The sequence below is a fragment of the Faecalibacterium prausnitzii genome (assembly GCF_049532945.1).
GTDB lineage: Bacteria > Bacillota > Clostridia > Oscillospirales > Ruminococcaceae > Faecalibacterium > Faecalibacterium prausnitzii_N.
In genome coordinates this window covers 2612673-2631506 of record NZ_CP186691.1, presented here as the reverse complement: position 1 = coordinate 2631506, position 18834 = coordinate 2612673, and the positions used below count along the sequence as shown (strand labels likewise).

The following is an 18834-nucleotide window of genomic DNA, read 5'->3' as shown; positions in this document are numbered from 1 at the left end:
CGCTAAATTATCGTTTATAAAAGAAATGAAGGGATAATATGGATAATTCGGACAAAACACGAACCAGTAGCCATGACAGTTGGGTTGTCTGGGATCTGAATGGCTATTTGGACGGAATTTCGCTGATAAAGAATGAAATGGCTAATGTGGAACCCGAAGAGAGCGCGAAGCATTATTTCTTTCGAGGACAAGCCAGCTATGATTGGAATGTTATGCCGGGAATATTTCGTAACGGAATGTTGGCGCACGAGTATGATATGATTCGTGCTGCGTACATACGGAACCCAAGAGACTTCGGCGATACGATAACGGCGTTTGAAAAGCTTGCAAAGTTGCAGCATTACGGACTGCCAACAAGACTATTGGATGTTACAGAAAATCCATTGGTTGCTCTGTTTTTTGCGTGCCAGACCAATCAAGATATATCGATTTCAGATGGGAAGACTGTGTTGTTGCCGCCAACAGACGGACGCGTTTATTTTAAGCAGGAGTATGGAAAATCGTATGACGATGACGAGATTAAGGTTCTGTCCTATTTGGCAACAGAAAAGATAACAGGAAACTTCAAGTTGGAAACGTTACTCGACAAGCTTCAGAAGGAAGGCATCTATTCAAAAGCTGATGCGGTCAATTGCAGAAAAAATGGATATAAGAGTATCATTGAAATCATTCAGAACAACTATTTTGTTTTATCAAATCTTAATAACGAACGTTTGAAAAGGCAAAATGGCTCATTCTTGATCTGCGGACAATATAATATTCAGATCGCAGGAGAGGGGGCTGGAGAATACATTATAAAAAGAGCCTATAAAAATGTTCGGGACGAATTTGATGAATTCAGCTTTAGGATCCCGGCAGAATCAAAAGAGCACATTCTAAGGGAGTTGGATTTTTACAATATAAACGAAGGAAGCTTATTCCCTGAATTGGAACACCAAATGGCGTATATAAAAGATGTTCATGTAAACATGCCATCCCTACAAGATGAGCCATTTGAAATGTTTGATGTGGCTTCAATGAATGGTGATACTGCAACACTGGAGAAAACACCACATGTCGAAGATAGTCAAATCGTTAGAGACATTTTGAAAAAGAAAATCAATCCGATTCTTTTTGATGAATGTTATGTTGCAGTTCAGGAAAGCTTGATTCCTGATTGGTACAACAAAGAAATTGGGCAGAGTAAGGCACGAAAAGCCTTAGCAGATACCTTACAGAAATATTCATCGATGGAACGCCCTATGGCAAAAACTGTGTCAAAGTCAATCATTGACGATATAGTTGATGCCATCACAAAAGAGCTCGAAAAAAATCAAGATTGATTTATTGGTGGAGAAAGAATATGCTTTTCAATGAAGACACCTTTGAACAAGCCATAATCGAATTGTTTGAGAACATGGACTACACCCACATTTATGCTCCTGATATGAACCGGACGGATTACAGCCGCCCGCTACTGGACGATGTTTTGCGGGATTGTCTGGTGCGGCTGAATCGCAGCCTTCCGGCTGTGGCAATTGATGAAGCCATCCTGAAACTGAATGATTTTGATGCAGGAAGCCTATTGCAGAAGAATATTATTTTTATGGACTATCTGCAAAACGGCATCACTGTCAAATATGCAGTCAAGGGTGAAGAACGGTCTTCGGTAGTAAAGCTGATTGATTATGCAGATGCAGACAAAAATGATTTCTATGTGGTAAACCAGTATACCTTCGTGGAAAATGGAAACAACCGCCGCCCGGATATTATTTTGTTTATCAATGGCTTGCCGCTGGTTTTGATGGAACTGAAAAGTCCTTCCAAGGACGAAGTGGGCGCAGAAAACGCATACAACCAGATTCGGAACTACATGAAGGACATCCCTTCGATGTTCTATTATAATGCAATCTGCGTAATCAGCGACCTTTCGACCAATAAGGCGGGAACAATCACTTCTGGACTTGACCGTTTTATGGAGTGGAAAACAAAGGATGGCGATTACGAAAATACGGCGTATGCGCAGTTTGATACCTTCTATGAGGGGATGTTCCAGAAAGCCCGGTTGCTAGATATTCTGAAAAATTTTATCCTGTTTTCCGGCGATGGGCAGAAGCCGATTAAAATTTTGGCTGGATACCACCAGTATTTTGCAGTGCGAAAAGCTATCGAAAAGGCCAAGATTGCCACTAAAACGGATGGCAAGGGTGGTGTGTTCTGGCATACGCAGGGCAGCGGGAAATCGCTGTCGATGGTATTCTACGCCCATTTACTGCAAGAAGCTTTGGATAGCCCCACCATCGTTGTGATGACGGACCGCATTGACCTTGACGATCAGCTCTACACGCAGTTCGCCAGGTGCGCGCCGTTTTTGCGCCAGACACCTGTACAGGCAACCAGCAAGGAAAATCTAAGCAAGCTGCTGGATGGCCGAGAAGCAAACGGCATCATCTTCACCACGATGTTCAAGTTCGAGCGTGGCGAGAAGCCGCTCTCCGAACGGCGGAATATTGTGGTGATGGCCGATGAAGCCCATCGCGGACAATATGGTTTTGATGAGAAAATTGTCATCAAAGAAAATGAACAGGGTGAAAAAGAAGCACATACAGTGATTGGAAATGCCCGAATCATCCATGATGCCCTGCCGAATGCAACCTACATAGGCTTTACGGGAACGCCGATTTCGGCAAAAGATAGAAATACGCGTGAAGTTTTTGGTGATTATATCGATGTTTACGATATGACACAGGCGGTGGAAGATGGTGCAACGCGTCCGGTTTACTACGAGAGCCGTGTTATCAAACTCCACCTCGACCAAAATACGCTGGCCTTGATTGATGCGACCTACGATGCGCTGGAACAGCAATCGGACGCTGCAACGATTGAAAAAAGCAAAAAGATGCTGGGGCAGATGGAGAGTGTGCTGGGGGCAGATTCTACCATTCAATCCCTGTGCGAAGATATTGTCAACCATTACGAAAAGTACCGCGCTAATCTTTTGACGGGCAAGGCGATGATCGTGGCGTATTCGCGCCCGATTGCGATGAAGATTTATCGAAAACTTCTGGAGCTGCGCCCGACATGGAACGAAAAAATCGGCGTAGTTATGACGGGTGGCAACAATGACCCGGAGGATTGGAAGGAAATCATCGGTACAAAATCTCACAAAGAAGAACTTGCCCGGAAATTCAAAGACAACGATGACCCGATGAAGATTGCCATTGTTGTGGATATGTGGTTGACAGGTTTTGATGTGCCTTCACTGGCTACGATGTATGTTTACAAGCCAATGCACGGATACAATCTGATGCAGGCCATCGCGCGTGTCAACCGCGTGTTTAAGGACAAAGAGGGCGGCTTGATTGTAGATTACGTTGGCATTGCATCTGCCCTCAAAGCCGCTATGAAGGAGTATACCAAGCGTGACCAGTCCCGATATGGCGATATGGACATTGCCAAAGTTGCTTATCCAAAGTTTCAGGAAAAGCTTCAGGTGTGCAAAGATTTGTTGCACGGCTTTGATTTCAGCGGATTTATTGGCGGTTCTCCGTTGATGATGGCAAAGCTGGTCACTGGCGGCGTAAACTTTGTTCTGGACGCAAAAGCACCCAAGCGCAAAGATCTGTTCCTGCGAGAAGCTCTGCTGCTGAAACAGTCGCACTCTCTGTGCTCTAGCATGACCACGGAGCAGGAGCGACATGAAGCGGCCTATATGGAAGCAGTCCGTTCTACGGTGGTGAAGATCACCTATGGTGGGAGTGGCGGCAAGACACTTTCTTTGAAAGAAATCAATGCTCAAATCAATGAGTTGCTAAAGGCGAGTATCCAGAGCCAAGGCGTTATCAGCTTGTTTGACAGCAAGCAGGCGGATGAAAATATCAGCCTGTTTGACCCGGCGGTGTTGGATGAAATTTCAAAAATGAAGGAAAAGAACATTGCCGTAGAAATTTTGAAAAAACTTATGGCAGAGCAAGTTTCACTGTATAAACGGACAAATGTTGTGCAGTCTCAGAAGTTTTCAGAAAAGATTACACAGTTGATGAACTCTTACTACAATGGCTTGATTACAAACGAGGAGGTCATCAAGGAACTTCTGAAAACGGCACAGGAGATTACAGAACTGTATAACAACGGTAAAAAGCTGGGCTTGACGCAGGAAGAACTGGCTTTTTACGATGCTCTGACAAAGCCGGAAAACATAAAGGACTTCTATCAAAATAATGAATTGATTGACTTGACCAGAGAACTTACGGAAATGCTGCGCAAAAATCGGACGATAGACTGGCAGAAAAAAGAAACTGCCCGTGCGAGTATGCGTAAGATGGTGAAGCACTTGCTGAAAAAATATAAGTATCCACCGGAAGATTATGATACGGCAATCAGCACGGTCATTAGCCAGTGTGAGATGTGGACTGACAACATGGTAGTATGAATTGTATGAAATGTCGTTGATTTGTGCTTGACAATCAGATTTCCTTCCTGTAAAATAATTTTAGAAAATACTATTATTGAAAATACGAAAGGTTGTTTTATGGGAAAGATGATTTTAGATGACCTCCGCAAGCGTCTGGAACGTCTGGACGAAGACGCAGACCTGATGATCGACAATAACGACCGCTATCAGATGGTGATTGTGGGTGGCAGTGCGTTTATTTTGTTGGGCAAGCTGACCCGCGCTACCCATGATATTGATGCCTTGAGCGTTCCAAAAGAACTGTACAGCTTGCTCGGTAAGTACGACATCAACACCGATGTGGAAGCCTATATCGACAATTTTCCGTACAACTTCCAAGACCGGCTGCAGCCGCTGCCCTTTGGTGGCACAAAGGTGCAGTTCTACACACCCAGTCTGGAAGACTTAGTGATTGCAAAGCTCTGCTCTTTCCGGGACACCGACAAGGTAGACGTAGAGAGCGAAGCTGTGCGGAACTCTTTGGATTGGGCCTTGCTGGAACACCTTGCAACGGATGAAGATGAACTGAAAGCCAGCATCTTGAACGACTGGCGATATCGGGATTTTTATATCCGCTATCAGGAGTATGTGGAGAGGTGGAGACCATGCGAAAGCTGACATTCGAAGGCTTTTTGAAGCAGTATGTGGCAGAGCTTGCCGGGGTGCAGACGGCAAGCGTCCATAAGCTGGCAGATTGTCTGAGCGAGAATCCTCGCCTGAAAGAACCGCTGTTTCTCTATACGCTGACCTTTGATAAAGTGGATTTGTTGCTCCGCTATACCGCAAATAGTGCTGTTGCTGCGGAATATGAGCAGCTTTCCAACCGCTACTCGCTGGCGCAAATGCTGCTGCTTTTAGAAAACCAGTCCCATGAACTGCCGGAAGGCTATTTGAAGGTTTGGCGCAGCTATTGTTCGGTGCGGGATGCCGTCCTTGCAGACAATGATACAAAAGAGCTAATCCATCGCCGGGTATTGGAGCTCCAAGAAAAAAAGAAACTGACGAATTATCGCCTTTACACAGACTTGAAGCTGAATCCGGGCAATGTGAATGCATGGCTCAAACACAACGATTCCAGCAAAATGAGCCTTGACTGTGCACGGCAGATTTACAAGTATGCAAAAAGCTACCCGTCTGTTCGATAAGAAAAAGGAAGTGAGCCTATGACCGCCGTAATTTACGCCCGCTATTCATCGGATAACCAGCGCGAAGAATCCATCGAAGGACAGATTCGGGAATGCACGGCCTATGCGGAAAAAACGGTATCACGGTCATCAAACACTACATTGATCGTGCATTCTCCGCCAAAACAGACAATCGCCCGGAGTTCCAGCAGATGATCAAAGACAGCGGCAAGAAGCTGTTTGATGTTGTTCTCGTCTGGAAATTTGACCGCTTTGCCCGAAACCGTTTTGATAGCGCAAATTACAAGATGATCCTGAAAAAGAACGGTGTCCACCTGATTTCCGTTATGGAACCCATTGCTGAGGGTTCACAGGGCATTCTGGTGGAAACGCTACTGGAAGGCATGGCAGAATATTATTCGGCAGAGTTGTCCGAAAAGGTGATCCGTGGTCAAACTGAGAACGCTCTGAAAGGGAAGTGCACCGGCGGTACGGGAACCATTGGCTATAAAATCGACGATGACAAGTTTTATCATCTTGACCCGCTGACCTCGCCGTTAGTGCTGGAAGCCTTTCAGAGGTATGACAACGGCGATAAAATGGTGGAGATCGTAAACTTTCTCAACGACAAGGGTGTCCGCAATATGCTGGGCGGCAAAATGACCCACAGCAGCGTGAATACCATGCTGAAGAACCGCCGGTACATTGGAGAATTGTCTTTCCGGGATATCGTTGTGCCGGGAGCGATTCCGGTTATTGTTCCGAAAGACCTGTTTGACCGGGTGCAGAAGCGTCTGGATAAGAACAAGCGTGCCCCTGCCTGTGGCAAGGCAGACGAGGAATATCTGCTGACCACCAAGCTGTTCTGCGGCAAATGCGGTGCGCTGATGTTTGGCGAAAGCGGAACCAGTGCCACCGGACGCACCTACTATTATTATAAATACGCCAACGTCAAGCGGCGCAAGGGCTGCAACAAAAAGACCGTGCAGAAGGATTGGCTGGAAGATCTGGTCGTCCGGGAGACCATGAAGCTGATTCAGGACGATGCGGTGATCGACAAGATCGTTCAACTGGTCATGGATGTCCAGAATCAGGAGAACACCACGATCCCGCTGCTGGAAAAGCAACTGCGAGAGGTTAACAAAAAGCTGGACAACCTGATGAAGGCGATCGAGGACGGCTTGTACACCCGGACAACGAAAGAGCGTCTGGAAGCACTGGAAATCCAGAAAGATGAGCTGACTGCAAAAATCGCAGACGAAAAGTTGAAGAAGCCTAGCTTCAATGAGGATTTCATCCGATTCTGGCTGATGAAATTTAGAAAGTTCGATATCTCGCAGAAAAAGCAACGAAAAGCGTTGATTGAAATTTTTGTCAATGCCATTTTCCTGTACGATGACCGGATGCTGATCACGTTCAACTACAAGGATGGCACCCAAACCGTCCGTTTTGAGGACGCTTTGACGGCTGATTGCGGAGAAAAAAGTTTGCGTTTGCGAAGCAACGAAAGCCCCAGTGGGGCTTTTGAGCAACAGAACGGTCTTGCGCAAGCAAGATGGAGGGGCCGTGCCCCGACAAGTTCGGATTTGTCCAGCTCTGCTGGACCATAAATCCAACGATTTCACGTTAGAAATCGTTGGATTTTTTTGTTTATAGGCTGGCCTCATTTGGTTTTGACCACAATTTTGACCACAATGCCAAAGATTTTATCTGGTCTAATTAGTGCCGTTCCGTCCAATTTTCAGGCCGAAAACGCCTCGCTGAACAACTGGACCGCACTCTGCCGAATGGATTCCTGAACATGGAGATAGCGTGAACGCTCGTTGCTGGCGTGTTCCATGCGGTGGGAATCGTAGATAACCTCCGCAATCTCGGCAGAAACAGTAATATTGACACTTTCACCAGTGACAAACTCGTAGTGAAGAATGCGAGAGTCCATGTGTAACCTCCCAATTTTCGATAAAACGTGAAATATCGAAAATTGGGAGATACTACGGATATTTCGCCGCTTGGGGTAGCCATGAAAAGAGGGCAAACATAAAACCTGCTCCTTTTCGGGAGCGGGCTTATCTGAAGCTATAAAAAATAGCCGGACAACAGCCGACTGAGGGATTCTCAAGCGAAAATCTCTCAATTGAGCTGTTGCCCGGCTATTTGGTGCTACGTTTCATACATCACCCGGAGGTGACGGCCCGTTGCTCGGTGCGAACAGTCCATATTCAGGGTGCAATGCGGCAGTATTCATATCAACCGTTGCGCTTTTATCTATGAAAAGGTCTTCTACGCTGATGTCCAGACCCTTGCAAATACGTTTGCGGGCAATCATCAGATGCCACGGAACGTAAAGGTGAACTCCACAGGCTTGGTTACATCAGGAATATACTCCGGGTGGACATTGGCACCCCAGCTGTCATCGCCGCCAACGCCCATCTGCTCGCCCATAGCACGGATGACCGTGTAATGGACCGGGGGCAGCTCGTAAGGATGCTTGGCACTCTCCATTTCATGGGGAGTGTAGGGCAGCGCAGAGAAGAACATGGGCTTTGCGGCATCTGCGGTAAACAGCAGCCCGCGACCCTTGCGGTCCACTACCTTTGCCCAGCGCACAGCGGTCTTTGCACCGCACTCCTGCGGCACAAGGTACTGTGCCATGTTGTCTGCGACCTTGTTCTGGTAAATGCCCAGCTTTGCACCATGCTGACGATCCCAGTAGGTCTCCGCAGGGCCGTTTCCGTACCACTCCACCGTGTCGTAGTCAGCGTCGATCTTGAACAGTACGCCGAACTCCGGCATTGCTGCAAGTCCTTCCACCGGGTCATAGTGCAGGGTGGTCTGGATGCGGCCATCACCGAACACGCGGTACTGCAGGCTGCACTCTGCTGCGGGGCTGGTCTGGAGGTTATAGAGATAGGTCACGACCACGCTGTCGGCTTCCACCTCGCAGGTGGGGTTCTGGAGGATGGTGCCGCCATGAACAGACGGGATCTCCTTGCCGATGCCCTTGGCGGTAGCGTACAGGCTTGCCAGCTTCCACTGACCGCGAACGCCGCCCATGTTGTTGCCGCAGTCGTTGTCGGTGGGAGCGCGCCAGAAGTTGGGCCGGGGGATCTCCTGAATCATCTCCTTGCCGGCATAGCGGTAGGAAGTCAGGCCGCCGTTCAGATCGGAGAACAAAACATCGAAATTCTCACCCCGGACACCGATGTTGTGTGTACCGTGCGTAACGGTAAACGGCGTGACCTTCTTGCTGGGAATGGAACGAACCACAGCGATCACACCCTGTCCAAAGGCGACTTCATGACCTTTCTTTGCCCAGCTGGTGTCCTCCTTCAAACGGAAGCTGATGGTCACTGCATATTCACCGGGGAGCGCAGGGACCATAAACGGCAGCGGGAAGCTGGAACGCTCTTCGGGAGCAACATCAATATTGGTCAGTTTCTGCTGCTGATACAGCTTTCCATCACGATGCAGCAGTGCAACGCAGTCGAAAGCATCCGTAGAGGTGAACAGGTTCTTGTTCCAGACTTCAAAGCCAGAGTTGTCGATGGAAACGGCGATGTTCTGATAGCAGAACTTGACCTCCTGCATCTTGGGAGAAGGAGCACGGTCACCACCATAGGCAATGCCGTTTCCGCTGAAATTATAGTCGGTAGGACGCTCACCGAAGTCGCCGCCGTAGGCTTGGAACCACTTGCCGTAGCGGTCTTTTTTCCAGATGGACTGGTCGATATAATCCCAGATGAAGCCGCCCTGATAGCCGCAGTTCTTCTGGTCGGCAAGTTCCGTGTACTTGTGCAAAGCACCGTTGGAGTTGCCCATAGCATGAGAATATTCGCACTCGATATAAGGCCGCTTATCGCCCTGTGCCAGATACTCTTTAATGTCCTTCACCGTGCTGTACATGTGGCTCTCGATATCGGTGGTTTCGAGGAAGCGGGGATCATTGACCACACCTTCGTAATGCACCAGACGGGTGTCATCAAAGCGGCGGACCATCTCTGCCATCTGGAGCAGGGTCTCACCGCCAAACGATTCGTTGCCCAGAGACCAGATCAGAACAGCAGGATGATTTTTGTCACGCTGGTAAGTGGAATTCATGCGGTCAAACAAGACAGCTTTCCACTCCGGCTTATCATTGGGCAAAACGCCCTCGATGCCGCGAATGCCAGCCTGATGAATATCCCATGTGCCATGGGATTCCAGATTGTTCTCTGCGATCAGATACAGACCATACTCGTCGCACAGGTCGTACAGTGCATCCTGATTCTGGTAATGGCTGGTACGGATGGCATTGATGTTGTTCTGCTTCATGGTGATGATATCCCGAAGCAGTTCCTCATGGGTGTGTACGCCCACAGCACGACCCGTAATGGAGCTGAAATCATGACGGTTGGCACCCTTGAACACGATGCGCTTGCCGTTGAGCAGCATCCGATTGTTCTTCAGCTCGAACTTGCGGAAACCGACTTTCTGCCCGGTCACCTCTGCCGGATGGCCTGCATCGTCCAGCAGCTCGATTTCCAGTTCATACAGAGCCGGGTCCTCTGCACTCCACAGGTGGGGGTTCTCCACCGCATGGCTGAACAGAGCAGAGCCGCCGTTCAGTGCGATTTTTTCGGAGAACACTTCCAGTTCACTGCGGCGCAGGGTCAGACGGGCTGCGCCCTTACCCTCCACCTGCAATGCAACTTCCAGTGTGGAATGAGTAAAATCATCCCCGGCAAACAGCGTTTTGACGGATATATCTTCCAGATGCACGGTGGGGATGGCGTACAGCCACACGCTGCGGAAGATGCCGGAGAAGCGGAAGAAGTCCTGATCTTCGCACCAGCTGGAGGAAGTCCACTTGAACACCTGCACGGCAAGTTTGTTCACGCCCGGCTGGAGATAGGGAGTCAGGTCGAATGCGTGTGCGGAGAAGCTGTCCTCGGTGTAACCCACATAAGACCCGTTCAGCCAAAGAGCCATGCCGCTTTCCACACCCTCGAACTCGATGTGGACGGGCTTGCCCTGCATGGATTCCGGCAGCTCGAAGTATTTTACATAGCTTGCCACCGGATTGAACCGCTGCGGGATCTCACCCGGCTGTACTTCTTCACGGCCATCCCACGGATACTGAATATTCGCGTACTGGGGAATGTCGTAGCCCTCCATCTGGATGTGTGCCGGAACATGAATGTCATCCCAGCCGCTGCAATCGTAATCTGTCTTTTCAAAGCCGGGGATGGCACTGGTGTAGTTCTTTGCGTAGGCGAATTTCCAGATACCGTCCAGCTTCAGCGCCAAAGAAGAGGAGCCTGTCCGATATTCTTCGCGGGAAGCGTAAGTACGGAAACTTGCATGAGCATTCAGCACGTTTTCCTTGAAAAAGGTGGGGTCTTTTACTTTTGCAAAATCAAATGCAGCCATAGTATTTCCTCATTTACCTTTTATAATTTTATAATATTTCTCCAGCCTCCCCGGAGGAATCGCTGGATTCCTCCGGGGAACAGCAGATGAAGGAGAAATGATAATGACTTGTTATCAGACTGCTGCACGCAGTTTTTCATTTGCTTCTTCAACTTTCAGATGAGACAGAATGAAGGTGATGATGGCATCCAGAGCAAACGGAATCACCAGATACATGATCTTCAGCATCGAGATGCAGGATTCGGGCTGGACAGCCAGCGCACTATCGAAATGGCTTGCAGCCAGCAGCCAGCCGGTGATGGCAGTACCCAGACCGCCGCCCAGCTTCACACCGAGAGAAGTGCAGGAGTACATCGTGCCATCCACGCGCTTATGCTTCGTCAGCCAAGTATACTCAGAGCAAGCAGCAATCACAGCGTTCATATCGCCCTGCCAAGGACCCTGACCAAGAGCTGCGATTGCAGTAAAGAGCAGCATCAAGGTCACATTGCCGCTGCCCATGTAACCAGCTACAGCAACCAGTGCACGAGAAATCGTTGCCAGAGTATAGCTCATTACATTCAGCTTATACATTCCATTCCACTTTGCAACCAAGGTCGGGGTGAACACCAGTGCGATGATCAGAGGAATGTTGATTGCCCAAGAGAATACACCGAACAGATTCTGGTTGCCAAGGATGTAGGTTGCATAGTAGGTGCCCATGCTGATCATGGCACCGTAGATCTGCTGCAAAATGTAGGTGACGCAGATCATCATATAATATTTGTTACCAGCAAGCAGCTTTGCAGCCTGAACCAGATTGTACTTTTCGTCCTGCTCGATTTCCTTTTTGTTGGTGGTATCCACCAATTCGCCTTCCGGCAGTTCCTTCACGGAGAAAACGGAGAGGGTGTTGACAAGCAGACCGATGATGGCGTAGATGATTGCAACAGTGCGCCAACCGGCAGCACCACCGCCCAATGCCGTAACAGCACCCAGCGTGATAGACTGGATGAGCAGGCTGGTGGCAAAGGCGAACATGAAACGCCAAGAACCCATCTCGACCTGTTCGGCACTGTTCTTCGTGACGAGAGCAGTCAGTGCAGAGTAAGCAATGTTGTTGGCAGTGTAGAATACAGCGTTCAGCAGAGTATATGCGATCAGAAACCATGCGTACTGTGCAAACTGTCCCAGATTGGTCGGGATGGCGAAAATTGCCACCAGCGTAATGGCACAGCCAATGTAGCCGTACAGCATCCAAGGACGGGCTTTGCCCATCTTAGAATGCGTTTTGTCAATCAAAGAACCAAAGAAAATGTCCGTCACACCGTCCAGCAGTTTGGAAACTGCAATCAGAGTGCCGACAATACCGGGGTTCAGGCCAACGGTGTTGGTCAGATAGATCATAACGAAGGAGGACAGGAATGCATACACCACGTTGCCTGCAATATCGCCTGAACCATAGCCGATTTTATTATACCACTTTAGATAACGTTTCTCAGTCATTGTGCTTTCTCCCATCTTGCTTGTTTTGTGTGGGCGCGACCAATCTGCTGCGCACTTCAGACTGGAATTCTCATTACGCAAGTTGCCCAAATCTCTTGCGTTCCGTCTGAAAATATTATAGAATCTAATGGAACGAAAAGATATAGACAAGATGGAACAGAATATGCACAAAATCAAAGAGTTTGTAATTTTTTGATAGAACATTTACCAAATCGCTGTAAAATCTCTGAAGATGAGGAGGACGCAGGGATGTATTTCAACTCAGGATATTTGAACAACTCCCGTTTGGATTTCAAAGACTACTCAAAGCCGCTGGTCGTAGGCAGCTGCGGCACTTATCGCTTGAAAAAACGCCCTAAGCTACCTACTTTTTGGGCAAAGGGTCGCAGAGACTATCAAATCCTCTATGTGGCATCTGGTAAAGCACACTTCTGGTTCGATGGTGTTGAGGAAGTGGTGACTTCTGGACACATGGTGCTTTATCAGCCGAAAGAAATCCAGAAGTATGTCTACTATGTAGAAGATCATCCAGAGGTGTTCTGGATTCACTTTACAGGATACGATGTCAAAAACATCCTGAACTATCACGGAATACCATTGGACAAGCACGTTTTTTACAGCGGCACACTGCCGGATTACAAAATGCTGTTCCGAAAGATCATCCGGGAACTGCAACAATGTGAATATGGCTATGAAGACTATATTGCTTCTCTCTTCAACATCATTCTGCTTTTAGTAAGCAGGCAACAGCAGGAAAGCGAAAAAACAACTACAAGCATCCCGGAAGAAATCGAAGCCGCCGTTGCCTACTTTAACGAGAATTATAATACAAAGGTCAGTGTGGACGATTACGCAGAATCGCTGCATATCAGTACGAACTGGTTTATCCGTAATTTTAAGCTGTACATGAAAATAAGCCCTGCACAATACATCCTGTCCCTTCGGATGGTAAATGCACAAAGCTTATTGGAGAACACCGAATACAATATTGGAGAAATTGCAGAGATCGTAGGGTATGATAACCCACTCTATTTTAGCCGGGTATTCAAGAAAGAGTATGGTGTCAGTCCGGCACAGTACCGAAAGAATCTGGAAGAATCTACTGAAAAATGAGAAAGATTCCTTATAAATAAGGAGAGTAGAACCATGCCGATAAAAAATGCGATCCACAGCCAACAAGTCTACGACCCAACGGATGAATCCATCATGGCAGAGCAGGAACTTTGCATGGAACGGCTATTGGAACAGCTCCCGAATGGATACAGCGACCATTATGTGCCGGATGGCTTTGTACGAGATTAGAGTGTATACAAGGAGGTCTCTTTATGTTAGAGCATTTTTTCAAATCGCTAGTTGCAACAGTTTCTGACCCTTACCAATGCAATCGCATCACGGATGCGTTGGCGGCAGCTGGAATTAAATTCTATTGTAAATCCAAAGATGTCAATCGGCATAACACATTTGATCAAGCAAGAATTGGAACCCTCGGCATAAAACCGCAGTATGTCACAGAGGTGTTTGTGGACAAAGAAAATGCTGATATGGCTCTGCACATTATACATACCCTGTCATAAGCCCAGAGTTCCCCTGCGAACAAAATATTCCGATATAAAAAGGACGCTGCCGCCTCTGGGTGAGAGGTTGCAGCGTCCTTTTGGCATCAGAGGGCGAATGACCTGTCAGACCGAACGGCTTCCAACGAATAATATACTTTCAGCTTGCGTCTTTCTGTTCGTCAAGAATGCGCCAGCCGTCCATCAGGTCTGAATTTTCCATAATAAAGGTGTGGGCAGTATCCTGTCCCCACGAGTTGTCGTATTTCAGCATCAGATAATCGCTCAACTCGGTCCGATTTTTGAACTTCAACAAGCGATACGGCTCCTGAAAAGCGACCTTTTCGACGAAATATACCGCATCCGATGTGGGAAGCATAACGCCGACATGACCGATCATAAGAGAATTGTCCGTTTCAGAGAACTGATCGTGCAGGACTACGGAGACGAGACGGATCTTATCATCTTCTACGAAGGAGAGACCGCGTTTCTTCCATTCCTGCTGAATCGTTTTCAAATGGGTAGGAATATCGGTCGTATTAGTGGTTTTAACCGGGGCAAAAAGCGCATCAAACTTTTGCCGTTCGTCGCCGCAAAGGGATTCTGGATCGGAATCCAGTGTTTCATAGTCCATAAACAGGGTGTCCTCGGCTGAGTCAAGGTCTGCCTTGCCCGTGACAGTGATAAAATCACCGAACAGCCCACAAGCAGTGATCCGACAGTTCCAGCCGGGGAAGGTGTCATATTTTTCCGTCCATGCGTCCTGCATGGAGTAAGGATCGTATTTCAGATCCGAAGGCTTGGCATTTTCAAACCCTGTGGTGAGCCATGCCGGGTCCACAGCATTGTTGAACTTTTGCACATGATCAAAGAAGGTCTGTATCCGCAGGTCGGATACGCCGGCATCCTGCAAAAGCTTGGAAAGAAGAGCTTGTGTATCCGAATCTGCCAAATTGGAGTATTCAATTTGCTGAAGGACGGGCTGAGAAGTTTTTTGAGTGCAGCCTCCTGCCAGAAGCGCACCGCAAAAAAGTGCAGCGGTGCAGACAAGAAAAGTTCGACGTTTCAAAAATGGTCACCTCGTTGTGTTTTTCGGAAAATTTCTTTGAGTGCCGGAGTCTCCACCATAGGCGAAGATAGCAACGCCGTTGGTCTCGTAACGAATGGTATCACAGATAAACAAAGAAAATCAATGACATCTGTCGTATTTGACCATATATAATGTTGCAGTATCCATATCCCATACGGCTAACGCCCATTTGGGGAAAGACAATGCGGCAGTTTTCTGAACGATTTTCTTCATGTCGGACACAACAGGAGTATACCCAAGTTGGAATAAGAATTTTCCGTTTTTTCCGAATGGAAGGTTCAAATCGCTTTCCAGATAGACGGAGGATACCAACTTGCGAAGTGCGGCACGGCAATCCCATAGATTTCCCCATGCTGCAGTGTGAGAATGAAGAAAAGTCTCGTCCATATTATAATAGGCCGTAATTGCGATGTGTGTGTGGCTTTCCTCCATATAGGATTTGAAGAGCCAGGAAGACCGATAGGACATCTTTTCCAGACCGATTTCACATAGATAATGCTGCTCCTCAGAGATGGGGTTCTTCTTTTTTATACATTCCCTCGCTTGTATAATGCCGGGCAGATGTTCTTCGGCGGGACTTCTTCCAAGAAAAATCACTCGTGAAGATTGAAACGGGAGCTTTACGGTACGCAGTGTCAGCAAGCAATGCAGACGTATATACATCTGCTTATTTTGCTTTGCAAAACGCTTGTTGGGAACACCCAAACCCTTGAACTACATCCCGTGGATGCAGGCTGTTTTAAGCAAACAAAAAGGGAAAACTGTTTTACTTCTTGCGGAATTCCCCATACAGCCACTCTGCCAATGCCGACATAATAGCCTTATACTTGCTGGTGTCCTCAAACAAGGAAGAGAAGGTGTCCTGCGCTTCGAGATAGCTGTCCTGTGCGGCAGTATCAAAAGCCTTGGGGAAGATGCTCTCGGTAAAGATCTGCGGGTCGGAGCTGCGCGCCAGCTTTGCCAGCTTCGGGTCGGCCAGCAGACGGTCATGCAGGGCAGTAAGCAGCACCCGGTCGGCGTTGGTGAACTCGCCCTTGAACTTCTCGTTGATCTTCAAAATGATCTCGTCCAGCGGCTCCTTGGGGTCGTGGCCGAGAGCACCCTTCTGGGTGACCGGCTCGTAGACGCCTTTGGCGTGTTCCAGCTCGATGGCACCGGCAAAGGTCTTTTGCAGCTTGTAATACTCCAGCTGCAATTTGCCCTCCAGATCCAGCGGAGAGACCTCGTCCGGCGGCAGCAGTTTGAGCAGGTAAGCGCAGAATACGTTCTCCTTGTGCAGCTCTTCATCGAACATCCGTGCCACCTGCGAAACGTAGCCGTACCACTTGACAAGGCTGCGCAGCAGGCGGCGGAACTGGTACCGCTCGGCCTGCGTTTTCTGGTTGTAGCGGTCTGCCACCGGCTTCAAGACGCTGCTCATGCGGCCCACGGCGTTTTTATCCTGCTTGGTGCTGCGGAAATACTCCTTAGCAAAGGCTTCCACGTCTGCATCGGAATAGACGGCAAAGCTCCGCAGCTCCTTCTGGGTCTTGTAAATGAGGTCGGTGTTGACCTCCTGCTCCAGAAACGTCTCCTGATAAAAGGGCTGAAATGCCTCCCGGATGTCCTCTGCCTTGTTCACAAAATCCAGCACAAAGGTGTCGGTTTTGCCGGGGCAGGTGCGGTTCAGGCGGGAGAGGGTCTGCACCGCCTTGACGCCCTTCAGCTTTTTGTCCACGATCATGGTGTGGAGCAGCGGTTCGTCAAAACCGGTCTGGTATTTTTCTGCCACGATCAGCACATTGAAGTTGTTATGGAACTCCTTTTTGGTCTGGCTCTCTGCAATGTGGCTGCCATCGGCGCGGACGTTTAGGGACTGCTCCGTGTACTCCACGCCGCCGTCCGGTACGGCACCGGAAAACGCCGCTAAGATCTGCACATCGTCATAGCCCTGCTCGGCAATGTAGCGCTTGACCTCGTGAAAGTACCGCACCGCCGCCAGCCGGGAGGAGGTGACTACCATCATCTTGCCCCGCCCGCCGATCTTGTGGCTGGTGGTCTCCCGGAAGGTCTCTACAATGATCTTTGCCTTCTGGCTGATGTTGTAGGGGTGCAGCTCTTCATACTTGCGGATGAGCTTCGCCGCCCGGCTGGCGGGCAGGTCGGGGTTGTCCGGGATGGTCTTGGCGATCTTGAAGCAGGTGGAATAGGTCATGTAGTTTTGCAGCACATCCAGAATGAACCCTTCTTCAATGGCCTGCCGCATACTGTAAATGTGGAAGGGGTGGTGGCTGCCGTCCGGGTACTCGGTGCCGAACAGTTCCAGCGTAGCGGCTTTTGGGGTGGCGGTAAAGGCAAAGAAGGACAGGTTCTTGTGCCGTCCGTGGGAGGTCAACTCCTTCACCAGTGCATCCTCCGGGTCGATCTCGTCCTCCGCTTTGCCTTCCAGCTCGGCATATTCCCGCAGCGCATCCTCGGTGTCGGCAAGGGCTGCTTTCAGCTTTAAAGCGGAGGTGCCGGTCTGGGAGGAGTGCGCTTCGTCGATGATAACGGCATAGTTCTTCCCGGCGGTCTTGTTCACCTCGGTGTAGATGACCGGGAACTTTTGCAGCGTGGTGATGATGATGCGTGCGCCGTTGTTGATGGCATCCCGCAGGTCGCCGGAGTTTTTGTCCTCGCCGATGGCCTCCACCGCACCCAGCGTATGGTCGAAGCCGGAGATGGTCTCCTGCAGCTGTGCGTCCAGCACGGTGCGGTCAGTCACCACGATGACGCTGGCAAACACCGGCTTGTTCTCGGTGTTGAACAGGGAAGCCAGCCGGTACGCTGTCCATGCAATGGAGTTGGACTTGCCCGACCCGGCGCTGTGCTGGATGAGATAGTGCTGCCCGGCACCCTTCTGCCGCACATCTGCCACCAGCTTGCGCACCACGTCCAGCTGATGGTACCGGGGAAAAATCAGGGTCTTGCCATCCTGCAGGCTCATGAACTTTTGCAGGATGTCCATCATGCTGTCCTTCTGGAACACTTCTTCCCAGAGGTAGGCGGTAAGGTAGCCGTTGGGGTTGGGCGGGTTGCCTGCGCCGCCGTCACGCCCGGCACCGTTGGAGCCCTGATTGAAGGGCAGAAAGCGTGTGTCCTTGCCTGCCAGCCGGGTGGCCATCCACACCTCGGTCAGGTCTACGCAAAAGTAGCCCAGAATGCGCTTATTGAACTGGAAACACACCTCCCGCGGGTCCCGGTCGTGCATCCACTGCTGCTTGGCGTTCTCCACGGTCTGCCCGGTGAACTGGTTCTTCAGCTCAAAGGCGAACACCGGGATGCCGTTTACTGCCAGCGCCATGTCCACCGAGTTGTGGGTGGTGTCAGAGTAGAACCACTGCCGGTTGCAGGTGATCTCGTTTTGGGCGTAGCGCTGGGCGTCCTTCTGGTTCAGCGCGGACTCCGGCTGAAAATAGCACACCCGGAACCGCCGTCCCCGGTGCTTGAACCCATGCCGCAGCACCGAAAGCAGCCCATCCGCATCGCAGGCATTGTTAAAGGCCGTGCAGAACTTCCGCACCGGGTTTACCGGGTTCTGCTTTTCAAAAAATGCCCACTCGTTGGGCTGGGTCTTTTGCACAAAGCGGATCAGGGTATCCACAAACAGCCCCAGCTTGGGGTCGTAGCAATCCCCGTTGCGGGTGTAGCCCCCGGCAGGGGAGAGCAGCGCCGCTGCAATGTCCGATTCAAACTGCTTTTCGGTGGTGTTGAGGGGCATGG

At 49.5% G+C, this 18834-nt stretch carries 13 protein-coding genes and 1 pseudogene; 8 read left to right on the top strand and 6 right to left on the bottom strand.

Annotation, left to right across the window (positions count from 1 at the left end):
- Positions 1–38: 38 nt before the first annotated feature.
- The 5 genes and pseudogenes from ACNQFG_RS13285 (at position 39) to ACNQFG_RS13265 (ending at position 7166) form a co-directional block, all read left to right on the top strand.
- A complete protein-coding gene (locus ACNQFG_RS13285; protein ID WP_005927028.1) occupies positions 39–1322 on the top strand; it encodes an FRG domain-containing protein in 1284 nt (427 codons plus the stop codon).
- Between the two features lie 20 nt (positions 1323–1342).
- Positions 1343–4411 (top strand): type I restriction endonuclease subunit R, encoded by a 3069-nt coding sequence (locus ACNQFG_RS13280; protein WP_423405219.1) that lies wholly within the window; start codon positions 1343–1345, stop codon positions 4409–4411.
- Between the two features lie 99 nt (positions 4412–4510).
- The gene (locus tag ACNQFG_RS13275; RefSeq protein WP_291016037.1) at positions 4511–5050 is read left to right on the top strand and encodes a DUF6036 family nucleotidyltransferase; all 540 of its coding nucleotides are present in this window, start codon (positions 4511–4513) and stop codon (positions 5048–5050) included.
- Between the two features lie 26 nt (positions 5051–5076).
- Positions 5077–5577 (top strand): transcriptional regulator, encoded by a 501-nt coding sequence (locus tag ACNQFG_RS13270; RefSeq protein ID WP_423405218.1) that lies wholly within the window; start codon positions 5077–5079, stop codon positions 5575–5577.
- 18 nt (positions 5578–5595) lie between these two features.
- Positions 5596–7166, top strand: a pseudogene (locus ACNQFG_RS13265) (recombinase family protein).
- 131 nt (positions 7167–7297) lie between these two features.
- On the opposite strand, the gene ACNQFG_RS13260 reads toward ACNQFG_RS13265, so the two are convergent.
- The 3 genes from ACNQFG_RS13260 to ACNQFG_RS13250 form a co-directional block, all read right to left on the bottom strand.
- A complete protein-coding gene (locus ACNQFG_RS13260; RefSeq protein ID WP_423405217.1) occupies positions 7298–7495 on the bottom strand; it encodes a hypothetical protein in 198 nt (65 codons plus the stop codon).
- 386 nt (positions 7496–7881) lie between these two features.
- A complete protein-coding gene (locus ACNQFG_RS13255; protein WP_423405216.1) occupies positions 7882–10965 on the bottom strand; it encodes a glycoside hydrolase family 2 TIM barrel-domain containing protein in 3084 nt (1027 codons plus the stop codon).
- 114 nt (positions 10966–11079) lie between these two features.
- The gene (locus ACNQFG_RS13250) at positions 11080–12450 is read right to left on the bottom strand and encodes an MFS transporter (protein WP_423405215.1); all 1371 of its coding nucleotides are present in this window, start codon (positions 12448–12450) and stop codon (positions 11080–11082) included.
- 249 nt (positions 12451–12699) lie between these two features.
- Here ACNQFG_RS13250 and ACNQFG_RS13245 point away from each other — a divergent pair, with 249 nt between their 5' ends.
- The 3 genes from ACNQFG_RS13245 to ACNQFG_RS13235 are packed head-to-tail and all read left to right on the top strand — an operon-like array spanning position 12700 to position 14024.
- Positions 12700–13563 carry a helix-turn-helix domain-containing protein gene (locus tag ACNQFG_RS13245; RefSeq protein WP_005941554.1) on the top strand — a complete coding sequence of 288 codons (864 nt, stop codon included), beginning with the start codon at positions 12700–12702 and terminating at the stop codon, positions 13561–13563.
- Between the two features lie 33 nt (positions 13564–13596).
- Positions 13597–13752 (top strand): hypothetical protein, encoded by a 156-nt coding sequence (locus tag ACNQFG_RS13240; RefSeq protein ID WP_337680276.1) that lies wholly within the window; start codon positions 13597–13599, stop codon positions 13750–13752.
- Positions 13753–13775: 23 nt separating this feature from the next.
- Entirely contained in the window at positions 13776–14024 is a 249-nt protein-coding gene (locus tag ACNQFG_RS13235; protein ID WP_005941557.1) for a hypothetical protein, read from the top strand.
- Between the two features lie 139 nt (positions 14025–14163).
- Here the strand turns inward: ACNQFG_RS13235 and ACNQFG_RS13230 are convergent, their stop codons facing one another.
- The 3 genes from ACNQFG_RS13230 to ACNQFG_RS13220 all read right to left on the bottom strand — a co-directional run bounded on the left by ACNQFG_RS13230 (position 14164) and on the right by ACNQFG_RS13220 (position 18832).
- Positions 14164–15072, bottom strand: a complete 909-nt coding sequence (locus tag ACNQFG_RS13230) for a DUF4300 family protein (RefSeq protein ID WP_423405214.1) — start codon at positions 15070–15072, stop codon at positions 14164–14166.
- A gap of 120 nt (positions 15073–15192) precedes the next feature.
- The gene (locus ACNQFG_RS13225) at positions 15193–15798 is read right to left on the bottom strand and encodes a hypothetical protein (protein ID WP_423405213.1); all 606 of its coding nucleotides are present in this window, start codon (positions 15796–15798) and stop codon (positions 15193–15195) included.
- A 61-nt stretch (positions 15799–15859) separates the two neighbouring features.
- Positions 15860–18832, bottom strand: a complete 2973-nt coding sequence (locus ACNQFG_RS13220) for a type I restriction endonuclease subunit R (protein WP_423405212.1) — start codon at positions 18830–18832, stop codon at positions 15860–15862.
- Between the last annotated feature and the right edge of the window lie 2 nt (positions 18833–18834).